21 protein-coding genes, 4 tRNA genes and 1 pseudogene are annotated in these 22,301 nt (G+C 68.0%); 19 read left to right on the top strand and 7 right to left on the bottom strand.

Annotated features, from left to right (window positions below; genetic code table 11):
- The first annotated feature begins 25 nt into the window (after positions 1-25).
- The 11 genes and pseudogenes from Ssi02_RS04780 (at position 26) to Ssi02_RS04730 (ending at position 10,592) form a co-directional block, all read left to right on the top strand.
- Positions 26-1,111, top strand: coding sequence for a cupin domain-containing protein (locus Ssi02_RS04780; RefSeq protein WP_204021329.1), 1,086 nt, complete (start codon positions 26-28; stop codon positions 1,109-1,111).
- Between the two features lie 31 nt (positions 1,112-1,142).
- Positions 1,143-1,628, top strand: a complete 486-nt coding sequence (locus tag Ssi02_RS04775) for a nuclear transport factor 2 family protein (RefSeq protein ID WP_204021327.1) — start codon at positions 1,143-1,145, stop codon at positions 1,626-1,628.
- Positions 1,625-2,008 carry a YciI family protein gene (locus Ssi02_RS04770; RefSeq protein ID WP_204021325.1) on the top strand — a complete coding sequence of 128 codons (384 nt, stop codon included), beginning with the start codon at positions 1,625-1,627 and terminating at the stop codon, positions 2,006-2,008. Before Ssi02_RS04775 ends, Ssi02_RS04770 begins: the two co-directional genes overlap by 4 nt.
- A 52-nt stretch (positions 2,009-2,060) precedes the next feature.
- Complete coding sequence (locus tag Ssi02_RS04765; RefSeq protein ID WP_204021323.1) at positions 2,061-2,987, top strand: NAD(P)-dependent oxidoreductase; 927 nt, start codon at positions 2,061-2,063, stop codon at positions 2,985-2,987.
- Positions 2,988-3,061: 74 nt separating this feature from the next.
- Complete coding sequence (locus tag Ssi02_RS04760; RefSeq protein WP_204021321.1) at positions 3,062-4,018, top strand: VOC family protein; 957 nt, start codon at positions 3,062-3,064, stop codon at positions 4,016-4,018.
- 209 nt (positions 4,019-4,227) lie between these two features.
- Positions 4,228-5,169, top strand: coding sequence for a fumarylacetoacetate hydrolase family protein (locus Ssi02_RS04755; RefSeq protein WP_204021319.1), 942 nt, complete (start codon positions 4,228-4,230; stop codon positions 5,167-5,169).
- Between the two features lie 67 nt (positions 5,170-5,236).
- Positions 5,237-5,905 (top strand): annotated as a pseudogene (locus Ssi02_RS04750) (sulfotransferase family protein).
- Positions 5,906-6,302: 397 nt separating this feature from the next.
- Complete coding sequence (locus Ssi02_RS04745) at positions 6,303-6,572, top strand: hypothetical protein (RefSeq protein ID WP_204021317.1); 270 nt, start codon at positions 6,303-6,305, stop codon at positions 6,570-6,572.
- Complete coding sequence (locus tag Ssi02_RS04740; protein ID WP_204021315.1) at positions 6,565-7,185, top strand: DUF6879 family protein; 621 nt, start codon at positions 6,565-6,567, stop codon at positions 7,183-7,185. The genes Ssi02_RS04745 and Ssi02_RS04740 overlap by 8 nt, the downstream gene beginning before the upstream one ends.
- Positions 7,185-9,593, top strand: coding sequence for an ATP-binding protein (locus Ssi02_RS04735; protein WP_204021313.1), 2,409 nt, complete (start codon positions 7,185-7,187; stop codon positions 9,591-9,593). The genes Ssi02_RS04740 and Ssi02_RS04735 overlap by 1 nt, the downstream gene beginning before the upstream one ends.
- Before the next feature lie 432 nt (positions 9,594-10,025).
- The gene (locus Ssi02_RS04730) at positions 10,026-10,592 is read left to right on the top strand and encodes a DUF4291 domain-containing protein (RefSeq protein ID WP_204021311.1); all 567 of its coding nucleotides are present in this window, start codon (positions 10,026-10,028) and stop codon (positions 10,590-10,592) included.
- A 201-nt stretch (positions 10,593-10,793) separates the two neighbouring features.
- Here the strand turns inward: Ssi02_RS04730 and Ssi02_RS04725 are convergent, their stop codons facing one another.
- Positions 10,794-10,961 (bottom strand): GNAT family N-acetyltransferase, encoded by a 168-nt coding sequence (locus tag Ssi02_RS04725; RefSeq protein WP_239128590.1) that lies wholly within the window; start codon positions 10,959-10,961, stop codon positions 10,794-10,796.
- A gap of 199 nt (positions 10,962-11,160) precedes the next feature.
- Here Ssi02_RS04725 and Ssi02_RS04720 point away from each other — a divergent pair, with 199 nt between their 5' ends.
- Positions 11,161-12,645 (top strand): hypothetical protein, encoded by a 1,485-nt coding sequence (locus Ssi02_RS04720; RefSeq protein ID WP_204021309.1) that lies wholly within the window; start codon positions 11,161-11,163, stop codon positions 12,643-12,645.
- On the top strand, positions 12,636-13,283 hold the full coding sequence (locus tag Ssi02_RS04715; RefSeq protein ID WP_204021307.1) for a hypothetical protein: 648 nt from the start codon (positions 12,636-12,638) through the stop codon (positions 13,281-13,283). Before Ssi02_RS04720 ends, Ssi02_RS04715 begins: the two co-directional genes overlap by 10 nt.
- Positions 13,284-13,285: 2 nt before the next feature.
- Here the strand turns inward: Ssi02_RS04715 and Ssi02_RS04710 are convergent, their stop codons facing one another.
- Positions 13,286-14,176 (bottom strand): NAD(P)-dependent oxidoreductase, encoded by an 891-nt coding sequence (locus Ssi02_RS04710; protein ID WP_204021305.1) that lies wholly within the window; start codon positions 14,174-14,176, stop codon positions 13,286-13,288.
- 134 nt (positions 14,177-14,310) lie between these two features.
- Here Ssi02_RS04710 and Ssi02_RS04705 point away from each other — a divergent pair, with 134 nt between their 5' ends.
- The gene (locus Ssi02_RS04705) at positions 14,311-14,664 is read left to right on the top strand and encodes a winged helix-turn-helix transcriptional regulator (protein WP_275410586.1); all 354 of its coding nucleotides are present in this window, start codon (positions 14,311-14,313) and stop codon (positions 14,662-14,664) included.
- A gap of 387 nt (positions 14,665-15,051) precedes the next feature.
- Here the strand turns inward: Ssi02_RS04705 and Ssi02_RS04700 are convergent.
- Positions 15,052-15,123: transfer RNA gene (locus Ssi02_RS04700), tRNA-Val, on the bottom strand.
- A 475-nt stretch (positions 15,124-15,598) separates the two neighbouring features.
- On the opposite strand from Ssi02_RS04700, the gene Ssi02_RS04695 reads away from it, so the two are divergent.
- Positions 15,599-16,015, top strand: coding sequence for an SsgA family sporulation/cell division regulator (locus Ssi02_RS04695; protein ID WP_203895185.1), 417 nt, complete (start codon positions 15,599-15,601; stop codon positions 16,013-16,015).
- A 25-nt stretch (positions 16,016-16,040) separates the two neighbouring features.
- Here the strand turns inward: Ssi02_RS04695 and Ssi02_RS04690 are convergent, their stop codons facing one another.
- Positions 16,041-16,643 (bottom strand): DUF305 domain-containing protein, encoded by a 603-nt coding sequence (locus Ssi02_RS04690; RefSeq protein WP_204021303.1) that lies wholly within the window; start codon positions 16,641-16,643, stop codon positions 16,041-16,043.
- A gap of 93 nt (positions 16,644-16,736) precedes the next feature.
- On the opposite strand from Ssi02_RS04690, the gene Ssi02_RS04685 reads away from it, so the two are divergent.
- On the top strand, positions 16,737-18,155 hold the full coding sequence (locus Ssi02_RS04685; protein ID WP_239128589.1) for an LVIVD repeat-containing protein: 1,419 nt from the start codon (positions 16,737-16,739) through the stop codon (positions 18,153-18,155).
- Here Ssi02_RS04685 and Ssi02_RS04680 read toward each other — a convergent pair.
- From Ssi02_RS04680 to hutH, 3 genes are read right to left on the bottom strand one after another with little or no spacing between them, the layout of a single operon-like run.
- Entirely contained in the window at positions 18,149-18,976 is an 828-nt protein-coding gene (locus tag Ssi02_RS04680; protein ID WP_204021477.1) for an aminotransferase class IV, read from the bottom strand. The two genes, Ssi02_RS04685 and Ssi02_RS04680, sit on opposite strands and share 7 nt — an antisense overlap.
- Positions 18,977-18,981: 5 nt before the next feature.
- On the bottom strand, positions 18,982-19,998 hold the full coding sequence (locus Ssi02_RS04675; protein WP_204021301.1) for a chorismate-binding protein: 1,017 nt from the start codon (positions 19,996-19,998) through the stop codon (positions 18,982-18,984).
- Between the two features lie 38 nt (positions 19,999-20,036).
- Positions 20,037-21,590: a histidine ammonia-lyase gene (gene hutH, locus Ssi02_RS04670; protein WP_204021300.1), complete on the bottom strand. Its 1,554-nt coding sequence runs from the start codon at positions 21,588-21,590 to the stop codon at positions 20,037-20,039.
- A gap of 146 nt (positions 21,591-21,736) precedes the next feature.
- On the opposite strand from hutH, the gene Ssi02_RS04665 reads away from it, so the two are divergent.
- The 3 genes from Ssi02_RS04665 to Ssi02_RS04655 all read left to right on the top strand — a co-directional run bounded on the left by Ssi02_RS04665 (position 21,737) and on the right by Ssi02_RS04655 (position 22,022).
- Positions 21,737-21,809: transfer RNA gene (locus Ssi02_RS04665), tRNA-Gly, on the top strand.
- 32 nt (positions 21,810-21,841) lie between these two features.
- Positions 21,842-21,912: transfer RNA gene (locus Ssi02_RS04660), tRNA-Cys, on the top strand.
- A 38-nt stretch (positions 21,913-21,950) separates the two neighbouring features.
- Positions 21,951-22,022: transfer RNA gene (locus Ssi02_RS04655), tRNA-Val, on the top strand.
- Positions 22,023-22,301: the final 279 nt, after the last annotated feature.

Raw genomic sequence — 22,301 nt, 5'->3', positions numbered from 1 at the left:
AGCAAGCAGTCGGCAGGAGAAACGCGTGACCCAGTCCATCGAAGCAACGAGCGCACCCGGCGGCGCGGCAGAAGGCGGCGAAGAGCAGTACTACCGCGGCCTCGGCTCGCTCAACGTCGAGCCGCTGTGGCGCAACACCGACCCGCGACTGCTGCCGACCGAGCCTAGGAGCCAGGCTGTGCCGTACGTCTGGCGCTACGCCGACGTCCGCCGGGAGTTGATGACCGCGGGCCGGCTGATCAGCGCGGAGGAGGCGGAGCGGCGCGTCCTGATGCTGATCAATCCGGGCCTGGCGCCCGAAGTGGAAACCGCGAACAACCTCTACGCCGGGATCCAACTGGTGCTGCCGGGCGAGATCGCGCCGATGCACAAGCACGCCGCCGCCGCCTTCCGGTTCGTCATCGAAGGGACGGGCGCCTACACCGCGGTGAACGGCGAGCGAGCGCACATGCACCCCGGCGACATCGTGCTCACCCCGTCCTGGGCCTGGCACGACCACGGCAACTTCACCGACGAGCCGGTGGTGTGGATGGACGGGCTCGACCTGCCGCTGATCAACAAGCTGGAGTCGAACTTCTTCGTCGACGGACCTGAACAGGCCCAGGAGCAACTGCGCTCCGCCGACTCGACCGAGCGTCTGTACGCCGCGAGCCGGCTGAACCCGGCCTGGAAGACGTGGGACAAGCCGTACTCGCCTCTTATCAACTACCCGTGGAGCGTGACGGAGCAATTGCTCAAGTCCGCACTCGACGAGTGGGTGGGCTCGCCGACAGACGGCGTCATCTTCGAGTTCACCAACCCGGAAAGCGGCGGCCCCATCATGCCGACCATGGGTGCCTACATCCAGGCGCTGCCGGCCAAGATGCACACCGAGGCGCACCAGCACACCAGCAGCGCGATCTACCACGTGGTGCGCGGCCGGGGGCAGACGATCGTCGACGGGGAGGTGCTCGACTGGTCTCAGCACGACACCTTCACGGTGCCGGGATGGTCGGTGCACGAGCACATCAACACCGAGAACGAGCCGGCCGTCCTCTTCTCACACACCGACATCCCCGTTCTCAAGGCACTCGGGTTCTACCAGGAGCGGGCATGCGTGCGCCAGGCGTGATCACTGTGGACGGACACGTGCGGAGGACGGAGTGACGGAACTCGAATCGCTGGCCGGCTATGCGCTGGACCGTGCCAAAATCGAGGACACGGTCGCGGCCTTCGTCCTCGCGCTGGACGCCCGGGACATCCAAGGCGCCGTCGGCCGCCTGGCCGAGCGGGTCACCTGGAACTACGAGTCGGTCACCGGCCGCCCCTCCGCCGAGGTCAGCCCCGGCGAGCTCGCCGCCCGGTGGCACGCCACCATCGTGCACACCGACGCCTCCCAGCATTTCCTGTCACTGCCGCACATCCGCGTCGACGGTGACCGTGCGAGGTGCGTCGTGCACGCCCGGGTCGAGGTGCGGCTGTCCAACCCCGGAGGAAGCCCGTCCACGTCGACCAACGGGACCTACACCTTCGGCCTCGTCCGCGCCGGGCACGGCTGGCGGATCGACTCCGTGACCATGGTGCTGCTGTGGAACGACGGCAACTCGCGCATCATGGAGCTGGCCGCCGAGAAGGGCGCTCGGGAATGACCGCGCGGGGCGCCACACCGGAACCGGCCCCGACCGCGGGTTCGCTGAACAAACAGCTCTTCGTGATCTTCTCCGAGCCCGGCCCCCGGCAGGATGCGCTCGCCGCTCAGATCCCGGCGCATCTGCACTACCTCATCGGGCTGGAGAAGCGGGGAACGCTGTTCATGTCCGGGCCGTTCCTCGACGCCTCGGGCAACCCCGGCCCCAGCGGCATGCTGATCGTCCGGGCGGGGAGCACGGACGAGGCCACCGCCATCGCCGCCGCCGATCCGTTCCACATCAGCGGCGCCCGGTCGTTCCGAGTCCAGGAGTGGCAGGTGCACCAAGGACGGATCGACATCGCCGTCGACCTCTCAGACCGCACCTACCACCTGCGCTGATGGCAAACCCACCCCATCGTGCGAACGGCACGCACCGCAAGGAGGCACTACCGTGACGACACCAGGCTCCGCGCTCACCGTCGGTCTCATCGCACCCGGCAAGATCGGCCTGCCGTTCGCAGCGAATCTCATCGCCGACGGCTACACCGTGTTGGGTTACCGGCGCGGCTCGATGGCGGACTTCGAGGCGATCGGCGGCAAGCCGGCCGCCTCGGCGCGAGAGGTGGCCGAACGCGTCGATGTGATCTACACGTGTGTCACCTCCGCGGACGCGCTCGACGTGGTGATCGGCGGCGATCGGGGAATTCTCGCCGCCGGCCGATCCGATCTGCTCGTGGTAGACGTCGGGGCGATGGCCCTCAGCCGCAAGGAAGCCGCCCGCGAAGCCCTCCTGACCGGCGGCATCACCATGCTCGACGCCCCGGTCAGCGGCACCCCGCCGATGGTGGCCGAGCGCCGCGCGGTGGTGTTCGCCAGCGGCGACGAGACCGCGTTCGAACGCGTCCGCCCGGCGCTGGGCGCCATGGGCTCGATCGTCTACACCGGCGAGTTCGGCTCGGGGTCGAAGATGAAGTTCGTCGCCAACACCCTGGTCGCCGTGCACACGGCGGTTGCCGCCGAGGCGATCACCCTGGCCAAGGCCATGGGCCTGGACCTGCGGTCGGTCATCGAAAGGATCAATCCGTCGGCCGCGGCGTCGACGATGTTCAAAGTACGCGCCCCCATGATGGCCGAAGGCCTGTCCCGTCCGGTCAAGGGAACCGTCGCCGGCATGGTCGACGTGATGGACGCCATCAAGGCCACGGCGATCGAAGCGGGCGCGACGATGCCGCTGCTGAGCGTGACCCAGAAGATCTGCGAAGAGGCCTGCGCGCAGGGTTACGGCGAGGAGGACATCGCCGTCATCGCCTCGGTCCTCGGATCCGAGTCGATCAAGGCCGTCACCAAAGGCATAGAAACCGTGGGAGCGGCGGGCTGAGCCGGGCCGTACCCTCATCGACCTCACACAACCACATGCCAGACATCGCAGCCGTCACCGATTGGAGCACCACGATGTCCGTCCACGCCCAATCCACATTCCTGCAGATCCCGCAGACGAGCGAGCCGGTCAAGAAGCCGAAGGGGCTGGGCATCCACCGCACCGGCCACGTCACACTGTTCAGCCCCGACCCGGCGGCCTCCGCCGACTTCGCGGTCCGGCATCTGGGCTTTGTTCACGCCGGCCACGACGACGACGGCCGCCACTACCTGGCCGGGCACGGACCGGACGCCTACTCGCTCGTCTACGCGCCGGGTGAGAAGGGCCTGCAGGCCATTTCCTACATCGTCACCGACGCGGAGGCGCTTGAGGAGGCCGCGGCGGCACTCGCCAAGGCCGGCGTCGCCGTCACCCGCGACGACAGAACCTCGCGGTTCCGCCAGGGACCGTCCATCAGGTTCCAGACCCCGGCCGGTCACCCGATCGAACTCATCACCGGTCTCGCCCCGGACGTACCGGTGGCCGCCTCCACTCGGCGCCCCACCGCGGTGCCGGCACCGATCGCGTCGGACCACGTGGTGATGCGCACCGTCGACATGGACGCGGAAATCGCGTACGCGTCGACGACGCTGGGCCTGATGGAGAGCTCGCGGATCCAGTTGCCCGACAACTCCCCGCTGATGGCGTTCTTCCGGGCCAACAAGCTCTACCACTGCCTCGCGCTGGCTCGCGCCGACGTCAACGGGTTGCATCACGTGCAGTTCACGGTCAAGGACGGCCCCGCCGTACTTGAGGCCCACGAGGCGATGACCAGGAATGACGAAGTGGAGATCCTCTGGGGGCCGGTGCGCCACGGTCCCGGCCACAACGTCGCGATCTACTTCCGTGACCACGTCGGGCACATCATGGAGTTCTCCTCGGAGGAGGAGACCATCCTCGACGACGAGAACTACTCGCCGCAGCGCTGGTCGGGCGGCGACCACCGATCGATGGACGAGTGGGGCACCTTCCCGCCCGAGAGCTTCATGTAGCGGCCGGCGCGGCCCCGCCGTACCGCTCGCGCCGGCCCCGCACCGATGCGGGTGGGGCTCGCAGCGGTACGGCGGAGCCTCGCGCCTCGGCCTTCGGCCTTCGGCCGAGATCGCGTCCAACCGCCACCGGAGAGGCCGGCCCGCACTGCTGCGGCCGGCTGTTCGTTCACGACGGCTGCCCACGCCGCGCAATCGTTTGGAGAAACCTCATGCGACTCGTCAGCTATGCGGACCCGTTCGGGCGTTCAACTCCCGGCGCCGACCTGCCCGACGTCGGCGTGGTCGACCTGCCCCGCGTCCTGGACGCGCACGGCGTCGCGGTCCCCTCCAGCGTCGCCGACATCTTCCGGCGCGGGCAGGACTATCAGGGCGCCGTCCGGGACGTGACGGCGAAGATCAACGCCGACCCCCGGCACGCCGAGGAGCAGGGCTGGCTGCTTCCCCGCCCCGCCACGCTCCTGGCACCGCTGGGCGAACGCGTTCTGATCGTGGCCGCCGGGACGAACTACCGTTCACACGTGGAGGAGATGGGCGAGGAGCCGCCGAAGAAGCCCGCATGGTTCGTGAAATCTCCGAACTCGGTGATCGGTTCCGGAGCATCGGTGAGGATTCCCGGCGCGGCCCCGGACATGGTGGACTTCGAGGGCGAGTTCTGCGTGGTGTTCGGCCGCGCCTGCCACGCCGTCGGCGCCGCGGAGGCGGTGGACTACATCGGCGGCTACACGATCATCAACGACGTCTCGGCCCGCGACGCCTTCCCGGCGATCGCAAGCGCCACCACCCCGGAGGAGGGACGGTGGGCCTGGGGCGACATGCTACTGGGCAAGCAGTTTCCCACCTTCTGCCCGATGGGACCGGCGGTGGTCACCGCTGACGAGATCACCGACCCGGCGAACCTGACCATCACGACGACCTTGAACGGTCAGCTTATGCAGAAGGGGCACACCTCGGACCTGCTGACCGGCGTCGCCGAACTCATCGAGCAGATGTCGCACTACTTCAGCTTCGAACCCGGCGACGTGCTGAGCACCGGCACACCGGCCGGAGTCGGCATGGGCCGCAAACCTCCGGTGTTCATGCGCGCCGGCGACGAGGTCCGCGTCGGTATCGAGGGCATCGGCGAACTCGTGAACTACATCACCGGCCCCTGACCCCGATGTTTCCCCATATCCCTTGATCCGCATACGTGACCACATAGTTGAATAGTGGAAGGAGCTCTTGAAGTCCGACGTCGAGGGAGTTGGAACGCTGGAGATCATCGGGGCGGGCTTCGGCCGGACAGGCACGTTGTCGATGAAGGCGGCCCTGGAAAGGCTCGGCTTCGGCCCCTGCTATCACGCGATCGAGTTCATGACCCACCCCGACCACCCCGCCAAATGGGAATCCGCGTTCGCCGGAAAGCCCGACTGGGAATCGGTGTTCGAAGGTTACCGATCCACCGTCGACTTTCCCGGCGCCGCCTTCTGGCGTGAACTGGCCGACGCCTACCCCCAGGCCAAGGTGATCCTCACCACCCGCGACCCCGAGTCGTGGTACGCGAGCGTGCAGGCCACCATCCTCACGACGATGGAGAGCCGTGACGGGGCACCGGCGAACGACGCGCTCGACTGGTTCAGGAAACTGTCCGAGAAGATCAGCGACAAGCAGACCGCCATCGAGTGGTTCAACGAGCACAACGAAGCGGTGCGCGCCTACATCCCCGCCGACCGCCTCCTCGACTTCGAGGTCAACCAAGGCTAGGGCCCGCTATGCGACTTCCTCCAGGTAGACGTGCCCAAGGATGAGGCGTTCCCCAGGCTCAACGAGAGGGGGAACTTCAAGGAACTCGTGGCACAGCTATCGGCCCCGGACGACCCCAGCTCAAGTAGGCGGTCCGCCTCACGGTAATCCCTAGACGGGCGACACCGGAGGGGCAGCACGGGGTCACCGCCGGCCTTGGCCAGCTGTGGTCGTCGAGGCGATCGAACCGAGCGCCGCGATCGCCTCACGACCGGCCCCGCACGGAGGCAAGGCCGTATCACACATCCTTTGCAGCCGGTCGGCCAAACCCCACGTGGCGACAAGCACGAAGCCAAACAGAAGAGCAAGTTCTCCTTCAACCTCGCCCCATCCAGCGCGGGAGGTATGGCACAAATCAAAGGTAGAACAGGGAGGCCACCCGCTAAACAGTCAGATCCACAGATTCGCCACTTAATAGGACTGGAAGGCTAACTTAAAAGTCTCGCACCCCCGTGTTAGGTTAGGGTAACCGTAGCGGAGTGGAATCGCGAGAGAGGTGAAGTTTATGGCACGCCTCTGGGAAGCCGACCCCTCAGTCCCATTGAAACGGCGGCTTGGACTCTCATCACAAGAGCTCGGCTTCTCCGAAGACGACGAAGACTGCCCAGACGTCTGGGAGCTCGAAAACGGCGACGTCGCGGTGATCGGCCGGGATCTCACCCATGCATACCTCCCACAACTCCCGTCCGGAGTGCGAATCTCCGCAGATGAGAAGCTGGTCGTCATCCCAGGCTCCATGCTTCGAGCCGCAAAATCGGACATAGCCGATGCGTAATGCAACGGTTCCCCCTCTGATCGCCGCCCGCGGGAAGCGGCTCCTTCGAGACGCCTACCTGCGAGACTTCCGCAGCCGCCGCGCGGCGATCCACAACGCGTCCTCCTGGAAGCTCGAACGACGCCAGCATTTCGAGGAGCAGGAGTCCCCCAGCCGAGAGGCGTTCCGCCGAGGCGACTGGGGCCTGGCTTTGCGGCTGCTCGACGCAAAGAGAGATTCGATTCTTCGAACACTGCGCCAGGACCGTGACAACAACAGCGTCTTGCACCGTGTCAGGGTGGTGGAGAGCCCGCTCACCCCCTATCTTCAGTGGGAATTGCATTCTCTGCGTTTGCAGGCCGAGCTCGGCAAACCCATCCGCGTCGTCACCGCCGAGGCCGTAAATCCTTTTGAGACATCCGGAATGCTGCCGGAAGTCGTTGTCCTGGGAAGCCAGGTCCTTTACGAGGTCATATATACAGAGATGGGTGTCCCTAACGGCGCGATTCGGTTCACCGACCCGGATCTCGTGCGATGCTGGGAGGCATTCATCCAAGACCTCTACCACGACGGCGAGGACGTCGTCGCCTATGTCGACCGCCGTATAGCCCCCCTCCCTCCACCGCAGATGTGATGCCACCCTCTGAGAACGACAATCAAAGCCGCGAGCCCGGCAGCACCCATTCGGATCTGTCCGGCATTTCCCGCGATGTAGTCCAGGCCGGCAGCGTCAGTGGCGGCGTGCACTTTCATGCCCACTCCGCTCAGGACAATCCGGGCGGCCGAGTGCCGCGGCAGTTGCCGGCCGGCGTCAGCGGCTTCGTCAACCGCACCGACGAGCTTCGCGACCTCGACGAGGTGCTGGCCGGCGAGCGGCCAGAACGTCCCGTCGTCTACGTCATCGCGGGCACCGCCGGTGCGGGCAAGACCTCCCTGACCCTGCGCTGGGCCAATCAGGCGCAAGGGCACTTCCCCGACGGACAGCTCTACATCAACCTGCGCGGATACGACCCCGGGAAGCCGATCACGGCGCTGGAGGCGCTCCACCGCTTCCTGACCGCCCTGGGAGTGCCCGCCGCCGCGCTCCCGCCGGACACCGAGGCCGCCGCCGCGATGTACCGCTCGGCGCCGGCCGACCGGAGCATGCTGATCGTGCTCGACAACGCCGCGACCATCTCGCAGGTCCGCCCGCTTCTACCGGGAAACTCCAGATGTCTCGCAGTGGTGACGAGCCGAAGCAGACTGTCCGGGCTCACGGTTCACGCGGCGGCCCGCCGCCTCACCATTGGCACGCTGAAAGAGCCGGAGTGTGTGCTCCTGCTCCGCACGGTGACAGCCGGCTACAGACCGGAGGACGAGGCAGAGCAGCTGATCGAACTCGCCCGTTTGTGCGCCCGCCTGCCGCTGGCGCTGCGGGTCGCTGCCGAACGCGCCGCCAGTCAGCCCCATCTGCGCATCGAAGAACTGATCGCCGACCTCCGCGACGAGTCCGCGCTGTGGGACACCTTGAGCACAGGGGACGAGGACGAGAGCGGAGCCGTCCGCACGGTGTTCGCCTGGTCCTATCGAGCCCTCCCGGCGGACTCCGCGCGGCTGTTCCGGCTGCTGGGGCTGCACCCGGGGCCCGATTTCGGGGTCGGCGCCGTGTGCGCGCTCGCCGAGATCGACACTCGGCGGGCACGTCAACTGCTGGACGGCCTGGTGGCGGCGCACATGCTGGAGCAGACGGGCCCAGGGCGCTTCGAGTTCCATGACCTGCTACGTGCCTACGCCATCGACCAGGCCCGGGTGGAGGAGAGTGACGAGAGCCGCGCCGCGGCGCTCCGGCGGCTGCTCGAGTGGTATCTCCACACCGCCGGCGCGGCACAGACGTGGATCAGGCCCTCCCGAGAGCATGTCCCCTTCGACGAACCCGCAGGCGGTGTGAAGCCGCTCAGCTTCACGGACTACGACCAGGCGGTCGACTGGGCCGAACAGGAGCAGTTCAACTTCCTGCCCGCCATACGCGCGGCGGTGAAAGCGGGGTTAGACCGCCACGCGTGGCGTTTCGCGCTCGTGTTGTGGAGCGCGAAGGCGCCCTCCACACCGGCCGCCGAATGGCTGACCATTGGGCAGATCGGCCTGGAAGCCGCGCGCCGGGCCGGCGAACCGCTGGGCGAGGCCGAGCTTTTCCGCAGCCTGGGCTTCACCCACGTCAAAATCAACAACATGGCCGGGGCCCTGGAGTCCCACGGCGGAGCATTGGCGATCCAGCGCGACCTGGGCCACCGGCAGGGCGAGGCGACGGCACTGAACGCCCTCGGCCTGGCCTGTCTCCGCTGGCGCAGACTGCCCGAAGCCGAAGCGCATTTTCGCGAGGCCGCAGCAGTGTTCGAGAGTCTGAACTCGCCCCACTGGAACGCGGTGGTGCTGGCCAACCTCGCGGCGGCCCACTGCCAGGCAGGCCGCCTGCCCGAGGCGACCGACGCGATCCACCGCGTCCTCGCCTACCAACGCGAAAAGAACAACAAGCGCAGCATCGGCAATGCCCTCCACCTCAAGAGCGGCGTCCACCTCGACCGCGGCGAACTCGACGAGGCCCTGCAGACCGCCCAGGAAGCAGTGGAACTGGCCCTGGATCTCCGCAGCCACGTGCTGGAAGGCTACTGGCTGCTCGCACTCGGCCATGCCCAACTGGCGGCGGGCAAATCCGCCGACGCCCTGGTCTCCTTCCACCGCTCCGCGACCCTGCACAGGCGCCTGGGGGACCGCAGCCGCGAAGCCCTGGCCTGGAACGGAGCAGGCGCCGTCCACCAGCACGAGGACCGCCCCGAGGAAGCGGCCGACTTCCACCGCCGCGCCGCCGCCACCCAGCACGAACTCGGCTTCCACTGGCACGAGGCCATGGCCTTGGACGGACTCGCAATCGCACTGACCGGCGTGGACGCGGCCCAGAGCCGGCGACGGTGGACAGACGCACTGGAACTCATCTCCTACTACGACGACCCCAGAGCCCAGGCCGTCAGACAACGAATGGAGCACCACCTCACCCAAACGGGATAAGCCCACACGGCTCCGCCGTACCCCACCGGTGGTCGAAGCCCGGAGGGGATCCGTCAATCGGCTAGGTACCTGTGGTGAGAGAGCATCGCGCGTGTGTCATGGCTTTTCCGGGCGGCGGCACTGCGGCTGCTGAGGGCGAGTAGCACGACAATCGCGACATAGAGCACGATCGCGAACCAGGGAGCGAGAGAGCCGCTCGGGCAGTAGGGGAAGAACCGACCAGTCGACAAGACGTAGCAGACGCCCGTGGCCGCCGCTGCCGCCCCCGCGGCCACGGTCGCGAGGCGCCGGCCCGGAGGGATCTCCGGCGGGTCGCCAGAGCCAGCACCTGCGAGCGCATCAGCCGTCACCACGGCGCCTGGCGCGGCTCACGTACGGCGCCGGCCGGAAAAGGTTTTGCGTGGAAATCTGGCCGGGTGGCAATGTGCCCAGGTGGCATCCCAATACCAAGTGCGCGCCGACTATGACGCCGAGACAGTAGTGATCTACCAGGCATACTCCGCGGCTGTGGCCGATGCGGCGCTGCGCGCGGGACGGTTCGTGCAGCCCTTCTCGTTCAACCGCATGACCTGGATCAAGCCCTCGTTCCTGTGGCTCATGCACCGCAGCAATTGGGCGCAGAAGCCCGGGCAGGAACGCGTTCTGGCCGTACGGATCACCCGCGAGGGATGGCACGAGGCTCTCGGCCGGGCGGTGCTGACGACCGCCGATCCCCGAGCCGTCGATCAGGCGGCGGTCCATGTCCAGTGGGATCCTGAACGCTCGTTACGCGGCGCGGCGCTCAATCACTACAGCATTCAAGTCGGCGTCGGCCGCGGACTGATCCGCGAGTTCGCCGACGAGTGGATCGTCGCCCTGACCGACATCACCCCTCAGGTCAGGAAAATCGCGAATCTGGTACGGGCCGGACAATCGCCAAAAGCCCAGCGACTATTGCCTCCGGAACGCATTTACCCGGTTCCTCAGGAGATCGGACGACGTCTCCTCATCGATTCCTGAGCACGACCGGCCGCCGCACCGAGGATCGACTCCGCGCGGGTGCCGCCGTACACGACGGCCGTGTCGAACGTGGTGCTATCCGCATGGACCGCGGCCCTGGCCACGTCCGTCACTCCCTCGGTGCGACTGATCCAGCCGCGTATGAGATCTCGCTGACGCGTAATCCGCTGCGGCCGAGTGGTCGGAATGACCTCTCCGCCCTCAGTCCTCGGCGAGCAGGTGAAACAGGATGTGGTCCTGCCATGACCCGGCGATTTTCAGGTAAGACGGTGCCATGCCGTATTGCGAGGCCGTGTTGTGCAACAGTGTTTCGGCCTGGAGGCGATGCAGGTCAAGCTCGCCGAAGGCGGGGTCGATCTTGTCTGACACGGCCGCCGTGGCCAGTCCCCGGCCCGACCAGGTGCTGACTACAGCCGCGCTACAAAGATCGCTGGAGAGAACTGGATCCTGTGGATGCCGCGATAGATGAGGTGTGCACCGATTCCTAGCCCGACGGCGTCCTCCCCCCTCGGACCGCCCTGGCCAAGACGACACGACCGGCGGTCACCACTGGGTCCCCGGCGACGGTGTGAGGCAGCCGGGATGCGCATGGGCCCTGTTCGCCTTCGAGACCCGCAGGTTGTTGTGCGATCGCCTCCTGTGGGGTGCGGCCGGGCTCTGTCTGGCGCTCCGGTTGCTGGCCGCATGGCGGTGGTTGCCGGATTTCAACACCGATCCCATCGGCATGTCGGGCAGCATGCTGCTCCTGGCCGCCGCGGCGGTGCTGGTGGCGCATCTCGCCGCCGGGCGGGACCGGCGTGACGGTGTGCCCGAGGTGCTGGCCGCTCTGCCCGGCGGAGGCGCTACGCGCACCGCGGCGGCGGTCGCCGCGGCGGTGACGGTCGGCACGGGGATCGCGGCTTTTGTGATGGCTCTCTACCTCGCCGTCCGCGCGGCCACGGGGCCTGTGGCCGGGACACTCGACCCTTATGAGGCGCTGGCCGGCGTGCTGGCTGTGCCGTACTCCGCGGCGCTTGGCGTGCTTCTGGCGCGGTGGGTGCGCCAGGCGATCGCGGCGCCGGTGACGGTGTTTCTGGTGGGAGCTCTCACCTGGCTGAACGGCAACTTGAGCGGATATGGCGACTGGTTCCTGCCGGTGGTCCTGTTCCACGGCATGGACTGGCCCGGCAGGCCCTCGGGGCTGCACGTCGTCTATCTGGTGGCCGCGACGGTGCTCATGGTGGCGCTCGCGCTGCTGCGGCACGGGATCAGGGCGGGGCGGTTGGTCGCTGCCGTGACCGCCGGGGTGATCGCGGTGCCGGCCGGGGCGGTCGCCTCCGCGCGGGCGCCCGGCGCGGAGGTCGTCGATCTCCGTTTCGCCACGGGGCAGGTACGGCAGGAGCACCTGCCCGCCGAGATCCGCGACCGATACCTGGCGCCGGACGTCCAACGGTGCCGCCGCCACGGCCCGGTCACCTTTTGCGCCTTCCCCGACTATGTGCCGTGGATCCCGCTATGGGCGGGGGCCGTCGGCCCGGTCGCCGAGGCGCTGCCGCCGCAGCTGCGGGCCCGGCTGCCCGTCGTGCGGCAGGCCACCGACAGCTGGCGCTCGTATGAGACCGACACCGAGCCTGTCATCAGGGCGTACACCGTGTGGAGCCGCGGCGGCGACCACCGCGCGCTGCTCGCCGCCGAACTGATCCACCACGTGACAGGTCTGCGACGGGCGAACCTCACCGTGCGGGACGGATGCGACGCCCGCGGCCAGGCACGCACGATCGTGGCGCTCTGGCTGCTCGGCCAGGTCGTGCCCCCTGCCCTCCCACGTGACGAGGAGATCCAGATCGCGTCCTCCACCTACACCGCGAAACCCTTCCCCCTCAGCGTCCGGTACGGCACCGCCGAGTTGACCTACGCCCGCAGACTCCTGGCCACCCCCGGAGCCCGGGAACGTATCTGGGCACACTGGGAGACGCTGACCCACCCCGGCACCACTATCGAGCAGGCGCTGCCGCTGCTCGGGTTGCGCGCGGAGGCCGCCGCCGAACCCGCCAAGGGGAAGCCATGCTGGTGATCCGCCTGATCGGACCGGTGATGCGGGCGATCGACTGGATCCCCCTGCTGGTGACCGGCCCCCTGTCCCTCGCACTGATCGGCGTGATCGACGCGGGCGCGCCCCTGGACTCGGGCATGGCCCTCACGCTGCTGAGGATGCTCGGGCTGCTGCTGGCCGCGGCAGCCGGCTTCGCCGTACTCGACGAGATGGCCCCGAGCACCGCCGCGACCCCCGCGCCCCGCCGGCTTCGGCACCGGATCCGCTATGCGGCGGGCGGCCTCACCGCTGCCGCCTTCTGGGCGGCGGCGTGCACGATCGCGACGGCCCGCCTCGCCGAGGGCGGCACCCTGAGAATCCCCGGGCTGGCCGTGGAAGCCGCGACCTGCATAGCGGCCGGACTCCTGACCACCACAATCGCGGCCCGCCGTCACCACGGCAGATCCGCGGCCTTGAGGGGGATGGGCGGCCTCTTGGCGGTGTTCGCCGTGACGCTGGTTCTCCGGGGACCGTATTGGCCGTGGCTTAATCCCACAGAGCCCACCTGGGAAGTCGTCCACTACGGCTGGTCGGCCACCCTGGTGCTCGTGGTGATCGCCTTGGACTCCATGGCCAGGGAACCACACCGAACGCGGCATATCCACACGGCAGACAGGTGAGCCTACGGCTGTCGCACCGGGCCCCTGAGCACCTCGGTGAGGGCCGAGATGCTGTGCTCGCCATGGCCTGCCTCAACCGCCCGCCTGACCAGGTCGTTGAGCGGGGCGACCCAGGACGTGTCGACGTTCGTCTCCTTGACCAGGTCCTCGTCGTGGGCCGCCCCTGCCAGGAAGAGGTTCACGGAGGAGGCGGCGTCGGTGTAGTCGCCGGCGTCGATCTCCCTGGCGTAGATCGGCAGCAGGGACTTGATCATGTCCAGCCACTTGCCGGCGAAGCGCACCATCGTGCTCGCCTCCAGCCCGCGCGCCTGAATCGCGGCGGCGCCCTGGAAGAAGCCGACGAGTGCCGGCAGCAGCATGGCGCCCACCGCCATCTCGTACAGCGCTGCCAGGTCGACCTCGTCGCCGAGGTGGACCGTGTCGCCGCCCAGCACCTTCAGTGTCGTCTCGTACTCCTCGAAGACCGCCTTGTCGCCGCTGTAGTAGAGCAGGGTGTCCGGTGCCCCCACGGCCGAGGGCACGTTCTTGACCGCCCCGGCCAGGAACCTGACGCCGTGGCCGGCGGCCCAGGCCGCCGTCTCACGGGCGCCGGCCGGGGAGCCGCTGTTGAGGGTGACAAGCGCCCGTCCCCGCAGCGACGCGCCGGCCGGCCCCAGCGCCGCCTGGGTGTCGTCGAAGGTGGTCAGGCAGGCGATGACAAGAGGACTCGCCGCCACGGCGTCCCCGACGGCCTCCGCGTGCGTGGCTCCCAGCGCGACGAGGGGCGCGGCCTTGGCGGCGGTCCTGTTCCAGACGGTGGTCGGGTGTCCGGCCTTGACGAAGGCCTCGGCCAGTGCTGTGCCCATCGCGCCCAGTCCGATGACGGTCACCGGTGTCGCGTTTTTTGCAGTCATATGCGTACTCCAGCGCTAGAGATGCCCATCGCCTTGGTCTTGGCGCGGGCCTCGTTCATGCTGGCTGGAGCACCTACATTCCCTCAAGTACCTACTTTTTTGCCGGGTACTCACATAAATGTCAGTATGGACGGGTGAAGGAGACGAAGAAGCGGACGTTCACCTGCGGTCTCGACGCTGCCATCGCCATCATGGGAGGCAAGTGGAAGGGGCTGATCCTGTTCGCGCTCCAGGACGGCCCCCTGCGCTTCGGGGAGGTGCGGCGGGCCGTGCCCGGCATCAGCGAGAGGGTGCTGATCCTGCAATTGCGGGAGATGGAGACCACCGGACTGCTGCATCGCGAGGTCTATCACCAGGTCCCGCCGAAGGTGGAGTACTCGCTCACCGAGTTCGGGCATTCACTCAACACCGCGATGGGGCCGCTCGGGGAGTGGGGCGAGGAGAACATCGAGCGCATCGAGGCCGTCCCATGGGACAAGGTGGGGTGAACCGGCCCGGTCGGCATACGAACGTCGCGGTACGGCTCCCGCCGGCTGGTCCGGGTGAACGCTGCGGCCGGTTCGTCAAACGCCTTCCCGTGGCCGGCGAAGGGCCTGCTAGATCGGCAAAGCTAAGCAAACCGCCGGAAACGGGGAGGATCATGTCTTAATGGGGAAAGACGCTAGTGGGGTCGAATGCAGGAGCTTCTACACCTCAGATGAGGAAGAAGGGCGAAACGGGTAGCGGGCAGCGGCAGGGGCACGCCACGTCTCAGCCGCAGTGTTAGGGGCGCAGTGTTTCAGCCGGGGGCGGCATTTCAGGGAGCACGGAGAGATCAAGAAAAAACTCCGGAGGACCTGTCATCCCCCGGAGTTACCGGTGCGTCTATACCTGGGTGGGCGATACTGGGATCGAACCAGTGACCTCTTCGGTGTGAACGAAGCGCTCTCCCGCTGAGCTAATCGCCCAGGCTGACTGTGCCGGTCGGCGGTGCAGGTGGTCTGGGTGACTTCCTTGCGGTGCCGACGGGGAAAACCATACCGCACTTCGGGGATCGCCGCGAAGCGACAGACGGGGGTGAGGAGCCTTGAGGGTTTCGTGGGCGGATGCCCTCGATGTAGGGGCTGGGTGTCATAGCATCGTCTACACCCGTACTGGGAGCATGAGATCTGATCTATGAGCATTCACCCGGACACGCCCTCTTCGCGGCCCCCGCCAGGGGGGCGAACGACACGCAAAACCCTTGCAAACCCGAGCCTCTTGGCAACGTTTGACCAGGTAAGAGGCTAAATGTCGCGCTGTGATGTGCGTTACAGAAGGCCTGAGGAGCGGAATCTTTCCTACAGGTTTCTTCGTTCCCGCGTCATAGCTCCGGACGAAGTCCGTCTCAGAGCAGTGCAAGCCCCGATAAGGGGACCGTACGACGAAAAGGTTTGGCTGACGATGAACAGCACCACCGTCTCTGCCGAGCTGGGCCTTCGGCTCGTGGTCCCCGACCGTACCACCGTCCCCCTGCTCGCCGGACTGAGCTACACGGCTGACGATCCGTATGCGATCCGGATGGCCTTCCATGTGGGGAACGACGAGCCGGTCGAGTGGATCTTCGCCCGCGAGTTGCTAACCGTGGGGATCGTGAGACGCGTCGGCGACGGCGACGTGCAGGTGTGGCCCGCGCGCGCCGACGGCGAGCGCACGCTTCACATCAGCTTGACGTCCCCGTTCGGCCAGGCGTTGTTCGAGGTGCCGCTGGCTCCGCTTACGGAGTTCCTGCATCGCACATATGAGCTGGTTCCGGCAGGAAGGGAGACCGACTTCATGGATCTGGACGCCGAACTGAGCAACATGCTCTGGAGTTCCTGATCTTCAGGACGGCCGGCGGTGATCTTTACCGTGCGGCCAGGTCCTGCATGCGGGCGATCTCAATGCTCTGCCCGGTGTGTACATCCTTAGCGATGAGCAGCATCCCCCGATCTGTCCCCTTCGCGAGTTCATCAGCGGCCATGGTCAGCGCCCCCTTGTGGTGCGTGATCATGAGCTGGAGGAAGTAGCGGTCGAACTCCGCGCCACGGAGCCCCCGCAACCGGTTCATCTGCTCAAGTGTCGCCATGCCCGGCATGTCTCCGGCATGGCCGTGTCCGGGTACGGCACGGCCGAGCCGGGTCAGCCAGTCCGACATGACGGTGATCTCGGGTCCCTGCGCCGCGCTGATACGCCCGGCCAGGGCCGTGATCGCGGGGGTGGTCGTGCGGTCGCGCACCAGGCCGGCCATCTCAAGGGCCTGGCGGTGGTGGGGGATCATGGCCTCGGCGAAGCGGACGTCGGCGGCGGAGGGCCCGGCCACGGTGGGAGAGGCCGTCGCGCCGGGCGGTGCCGTACGGCTGTCGCCGCCGGGGGCGCCCGGGTGGACCACGGGTGCGGTGGCGCGTGCCTGCGTGTGGGCAGGGGGCTCGGCTGTGCATCCGGCGAGGACGGCAACCGAGATCGCCACCAAGGCCGCACCCCAAATTCCACTCACTTTGGACCGAATCCGCATAGCTTCCATACTGGGGCACGGTTGTGGTGAAAGGTCCGAGGGGGCAATGTGATCAAAAGGAAGCTCATGGGCGGCATGGGAGCCGCGGCGCTGCTGCTGGTGGCGGCCTGTTCCCAGCAGCCGTCCGAGGCGCCCAGACCCGCCGCGGCGGGCTCGTCGGCGCCGTCCACCTCCGGCCCCGGCGACGCGCTGAAGGGGCCGGAGAAGGTCGACGAGGTGGCGACCAGCCCCAATGTGAAGCTAGTCGTGAACGTGCCGCCATCGGGGTTGCTCAACGGCCCTGAGGCATGGGGCACGGATCTCGCTTTCCAGGGCAATTACGCCTTCGTCGGCAACTACGAGGGCTTCACGATCTACGACATCTCCCAGCCCACCAAGCCGTCCGTGGTCAGCCAGGTGGTCTGCCCCGGCGGCCAGAACGACGTCTCGATCAGCGGCGACCTGCTGTTCGTCTCGGTGGACGACCGCCGCTCGGACGAGACCTGCGAGGCCGACCGCGGCGACCCCACGAGCCCGAAGGCGTGGGAGGGGGTGCGCATCTTCGACGTGAGCGACAAGACCCGCCCGAAGTACATCACCTCGATCGCCACCTCGTGCGGCTCCCACACCCACTCCCTCGTGCCCGGTAAGTCGGCGGACACGCTGTATGTCTACGTGTCCTCGCCCGGCCCCGAGCCCGGCACGACGACCTGCAAGCCCCCGCACACCGATATCTCGATCATCGAGGTGCCGACCAAGGACCCGGCCAAGGCCAAGGTCATCGCCCAGCCCGATATCTTCCCCCAGGGCGCGGGTGACCAGCAGGTCGCCGGATGTCACGACATCACCGCCTACCCCGAGAAGAAGCTCGCGGCGGCGGCCTGCTTCGGCGACGGGGTGCTGCTCGACATCGCCGACCCGGCCAAGCCGAAGGTCCTCCAGCAGATCAGGGACACCGAGAACTTCGCGGTCTGGCACTCGGCGACGTTCAACAACGACGCCACCAAGGTCGTCTTCACCGACGAACTGGGCGGCGGGGCCACGGCCACCTGCACCGCGGAGACGCCGAACACCAAGGGCGCGAACGCGATTTATGACCTTAAAGACGGCAAGCTGACCAAGCGGACCTACTTCAAGATGCCCCGCGCGCAGACCGGCGACGAGAACTGCGTGGCCCACAACGGCTCACTGCTGCCGATCCCCGGCAAAGACATCATGGTGCAGGCGTGGTATCAGGGCGGCGTGTCCATCTGGGACTTCACCGACTCCGACAATCCCAAGGAGATCGGCTACTTCGAGCGCGGCCCCATCGGCGGCGGCGAGGGCATGCTCGGCGGCTCCTGGTCGGCGTATTACTACAACGGCTACATCTACTCCAGCGACATCACCAAGGGCCTGGACGTCCTCGACATCAGCGACCCGCTGACCGACCCGGCGAAGAAGGCGCGGATCGACGAGTTCAACGTCCAGACCCAGGTGGGCTACTGAGGATCGGGGTCGGCCGCGGCACGCTCGGCGAAGATCTGCATCGCCTTCGCCGTGACCGGCCCCGGGACGGCGGGCAGCGCCACGCCGTCGATCAGCCGCACCGGCTGCACGTCGCGGGTCGTGGAGGTCAGGAAGACCTCCTCGGCCTCCCGCAGCGCCTCAAGTGGCAGCGCGGCCTCCTCGCCGTCGCACCACTCCAGCACCAGCCCGCGGGTCACACCCGCAAGGCAGCCCGACGACAGGGGCGGCGTCAGGAGCCGGCCCTGCCGTACGAGGAAGACGTTGCTGCCGGTGCCCTCGCACAACTCGCCCACGGTGTTGCCGAACAGCGCCTCATCGGCGCCCCTCGCGTGGGCGTAGGCCAGCGCGCGGACGTTTTCGCCATATGAGGTGGTCTTGACCCCGGCCATCGCGCCGCGCTCGTTGCGCGGCCACGGCACCACCGTGACACTGGAGGTCTCGGGCAGCGGGGGCTGCTCGGCCGCGATCACTACGGAGGCCGTGGGCCCCTTGCCCCGGGCGGAGCCGAGCGGGCCGGGCCCGCTCGTATAGGTCACCCGCACCCGGCCGAGCGGCCACGGCGGCGCGGCCGCCACGCAGGCCCGCACCCCCTCGGCGATCGCGTCGAGGTCGGGCTCGGGCAGCCCCATGGCCTCCGCGGAGACCCGCAGCCTGCGCAGGTGCCGGGTCAGCGCGAAGGTGCCCCCGCGAATGCATTTGATCGTCTCGAACACGCCGTCCCCGACCAGCAGCCCGTGATCGAACACCGAGATCTCGGCGTTGCCCGGGTCCACCAGTCTGCCGTCCATCCAGACGGTCATTTCACTCAAGTTCTGTCCTCTCCCGACGGAGCCGACGAAGCCAGCGCGATGAGCCGGGCGGCCTTCAACTCCGTTTCCAACCACTCCCGCCGGGGATCGCTGCCCCACGTGATGCCCGCTCCGGTGCCGAACCGTATGACGTCACCGGCGATCCAGAAGGTGCGGATCCCCACAGCCAGGGACGCACGCCGCCGATCACCGTCAACCCAACCCACCGCCCCACAGTAGGGCCCCCGGGGCGCCGTTTCGAGCTCATCGATGATGCGCAACGCGGATGATTTGGGCGCACCCGTCACCGATCCTGGCGGGAATGTCGCCGCGAACAGATCACCCCACCCGTGCCCGGGCGCGAGGCGGGCACGGACGGCCGAGACCAGGTGCACAAGCCCCGGATGCTCCTCGACCTCGCACAACATCGGAACCGACACGGTGCCGACCTCGGCGACCCGGCCCAGATCGTTGCGGACCAGGTCGACGATCATGACGTTCTCGGCGTAGTCCTTGTCCAGAAGGTCGTCCTTCGTGACCCCGGTCCCCTTGATCGGCCGGGACTCGACGGCGTCGCCCTCCCGTGACAGATAGAGCTCCGGCGACGCCGACACCACGGTCAGCCCCGGCACCCGCACCGTCGCCGCGTGCGGCGCGGGGTTGCCCTCGGCCAGGCGTACGGCGAGAGCCGTCGCGTCCGGCCGCCCCGGCAGAGTGGCCGAGAGCACCCGGCAGAGGTTGGCCTGGTAGACCTCGCCCTGCTCGATGTAGCGCCGGATGGTCTCGACCCCGCGCTCGTAGGCGGCCTGGTCGAGCGAGCTGTGCCACGCCGCAGGATCCGGGCCGCGCCAGGATGTGGCCGGGGCCGGGAGCGGCGCACGCCGTACCTCGTCGAAACGGGCGCAGAGCACCTTGCCCTCGTAGTCGACCACGACCGCCCACCAGCCCGGGCCATCCAAAGCGGACAGATCCGTGGTGAGATCCCGGAGCCGGGTGGCCAGAACTCCTCCTACATGGGCAAAGTTCTCGTACACCCCTCTATTTTCCAGCACCTATCTCAGGTTTCGGGCACCTAGGCCAGCGGTCCCGTCACCGACTCCGCCGCGGACACCGCGCCGCCTGAGGCGACCAGGCGCACCGCCGCCTCGATCTCCGGCGCGAGGAACCGGTCGGGTCCCGGCCCCTTGACGGTCTCCCGCAGCGCCGTCACCACCGCCGCCGTCGCCGGCGCGGCCTTCAGCGGCGCCCGCAGGTCGAGCCCCCGCGCCGCCGTGAGCAGCTCGATCGCGAGCACCCGGGTCAGCCCGTCGACCGCCTTGCGCAACTTGCGCGCGGCCGACCAGCCCATGGACACGTGGTCCTCCTGCATGGCCGAACTCGGGATCGAGTCCACACTCGCCGGCACGGCCAGGCGCTTCAATTCCGACACGATCGCGGCCTGCGTGTATTGCGCGATCATGTGCCCGGAATCCACCCCCGGATCGTCGGCGAGGAACGCCGGCAGGCCGTGACTGCGGGCCACGTCGAGGAAACGGTCGGTACGGCGCTCCGCCATCGAGGCCACGTCGGCGGCGGCGATGGCGAGGAAGTCGAGCACGTAGCCGACCGGGGCGCCGTGGAAGTTGCCGTTCGACTCGACCCGGCCGTCCGGCAGCACCACCGGATTGTCCACCGCGCTCGCCAGCTCCCGCCCGGCCACCGTGGCCGCGTGCGTGAGCGTGTCCCTGGCGGCCCCCGCGACCTGCGGGGCGCAGCGCAGCGAGTAGGCGTCCTGGACACGCGTACAGGAGCCGTCCCGGTGGCTCGCCATGATCGCCGAGTCGCGCAGCAGCGCACGCATGTTGGCCGCACTGGCCGCCTGGCCGGGGTGCGGTCTCAAAAGCTGAAGCGCCGGATCGAACACCGCGTCGGTGCCGAGCAGCGCCTCCACGCTCATCGCCGCGGTCACATCGGCGGTCTTGAGCAGCCCGGTGAGGTCGGTGAGCGCCAGCACCAGCATGCCGAGCATGCCGTCGGTGCCGTTGATCAGCGCCAGCCCCTCCTTGGCCGACAGCTCGACCGGCTCGATGCCCGCCCTCTTGAGCGCCTCGGCCGTGTCCCACAGCTCGCCGCCGGCGTCCCGGACGACGCCCTCACCCATGAGTGTCAGCGCCACATGCGACAACGGCGCCAGATCGCCCGAACAGCCGAGGCTCCCGTATTCGTGCACGACCGGCGTCAACCCGGCGTTCAGCAGCCCGGCCAGCACCTTCGCCGTCGCCGGGCGGATCCCCGTGTGCCCCGTCGCCAACGTGCGCAACCGCAGCAACATCAGCGCCCTGACCACCTCGGTCTCCACCTCGGGCCCCGACCCCGCCGCGTGCGAACGCACCAGCGACCGCTGCAGCTTGCCACGCAACTCCGGATCGATGTGCCGCGTGGCCAGCGCCCCGAACCCGGTCGAGATCCCATAGGCCGGCGTCGGACTCTCCGCCAGCTCCTCCACCCGGCCCCGCGCGGCCGCCATGGCCGCGATCGCGTCCTCGGTCAACCGTACGGCGGAGCCGTACCTGGCGACCTTGACCACCTCGTCGAAGCTGAGCGGTTCGGGGCCGATGTCCACGACGGCGTTGTCGGTATCGGGCATTTGTGTCACTTTCCTCCCGGGTCACTGCCGTACCGCATGTTAGCTCCTTACCTCCCCTTGGCTCCAGGCGGCTCCCCCTCCGGTTTGGGGAGTTGCCGGGAAATTCGCTAGAGTTCTCTTCGTGAGGCCGGGAAACCGGCGATCACGCGGACGTGGCTCAGCTGGTAGAGCATCACCTTGCCAAGGTGAGGGTCGCGGGTTCGAATCCCGTCGTCCGCTCGGAGAGGCCTTGCAGAGGTGAGGCCTCGCCCGGTGGAGTGGCCGAGAGGCGAGGCAACGGCCTGCAAAGCCGTCTACACGGGTTCAAATCCCGTCTCCACCTCTGGTGCTGCGGGCCCTTGCGGCTCGCGGTTCTCGTGAGGGCGATTAGCTCAGTGGGAGAGCGCTACCTTGACACGGTAGAGGTCACTGGTTCAATCCCAGTATCGCCCACGTTCCTTTGCGGGGGACGTGTGCCCGCGGAGAGCGCGGGCCGTTCGCGGCGTCACCCGCGTAGTGCTCGCTTCGCATCGCGGGTGGGGGCTTCGCCACCCACACCCCCATCGCTTGCGCCTTGTTGGCCGGTTCATACATGGTTGACCTGGCTCGAGTTGTCGTATTGAGGGCACGTGTGCCCGCGGAGAGCGCGGGCCGGTTGCGGGGTCACCCCTATCGCTTGCGCCCGCCTGGCCGGTTGATACATGGGTGGCCTGAGGTCGTGTCGTCGTTTTG

It is taken from the genome of Sinosporangium siamense (genome assembly GCF_016863435.1).
Taxonomy (GTDB): Bacteria; Actinomycetota; Actinomycetes; order Streptosporangiales; family Streptosporangiaceae; genus Sinosporangium; species Sinosporangium siamense.
Note: the sequence above shows the minus strand (reverse complement) of the source record. Positions and strands in the feature narration are given on the sequence as shown.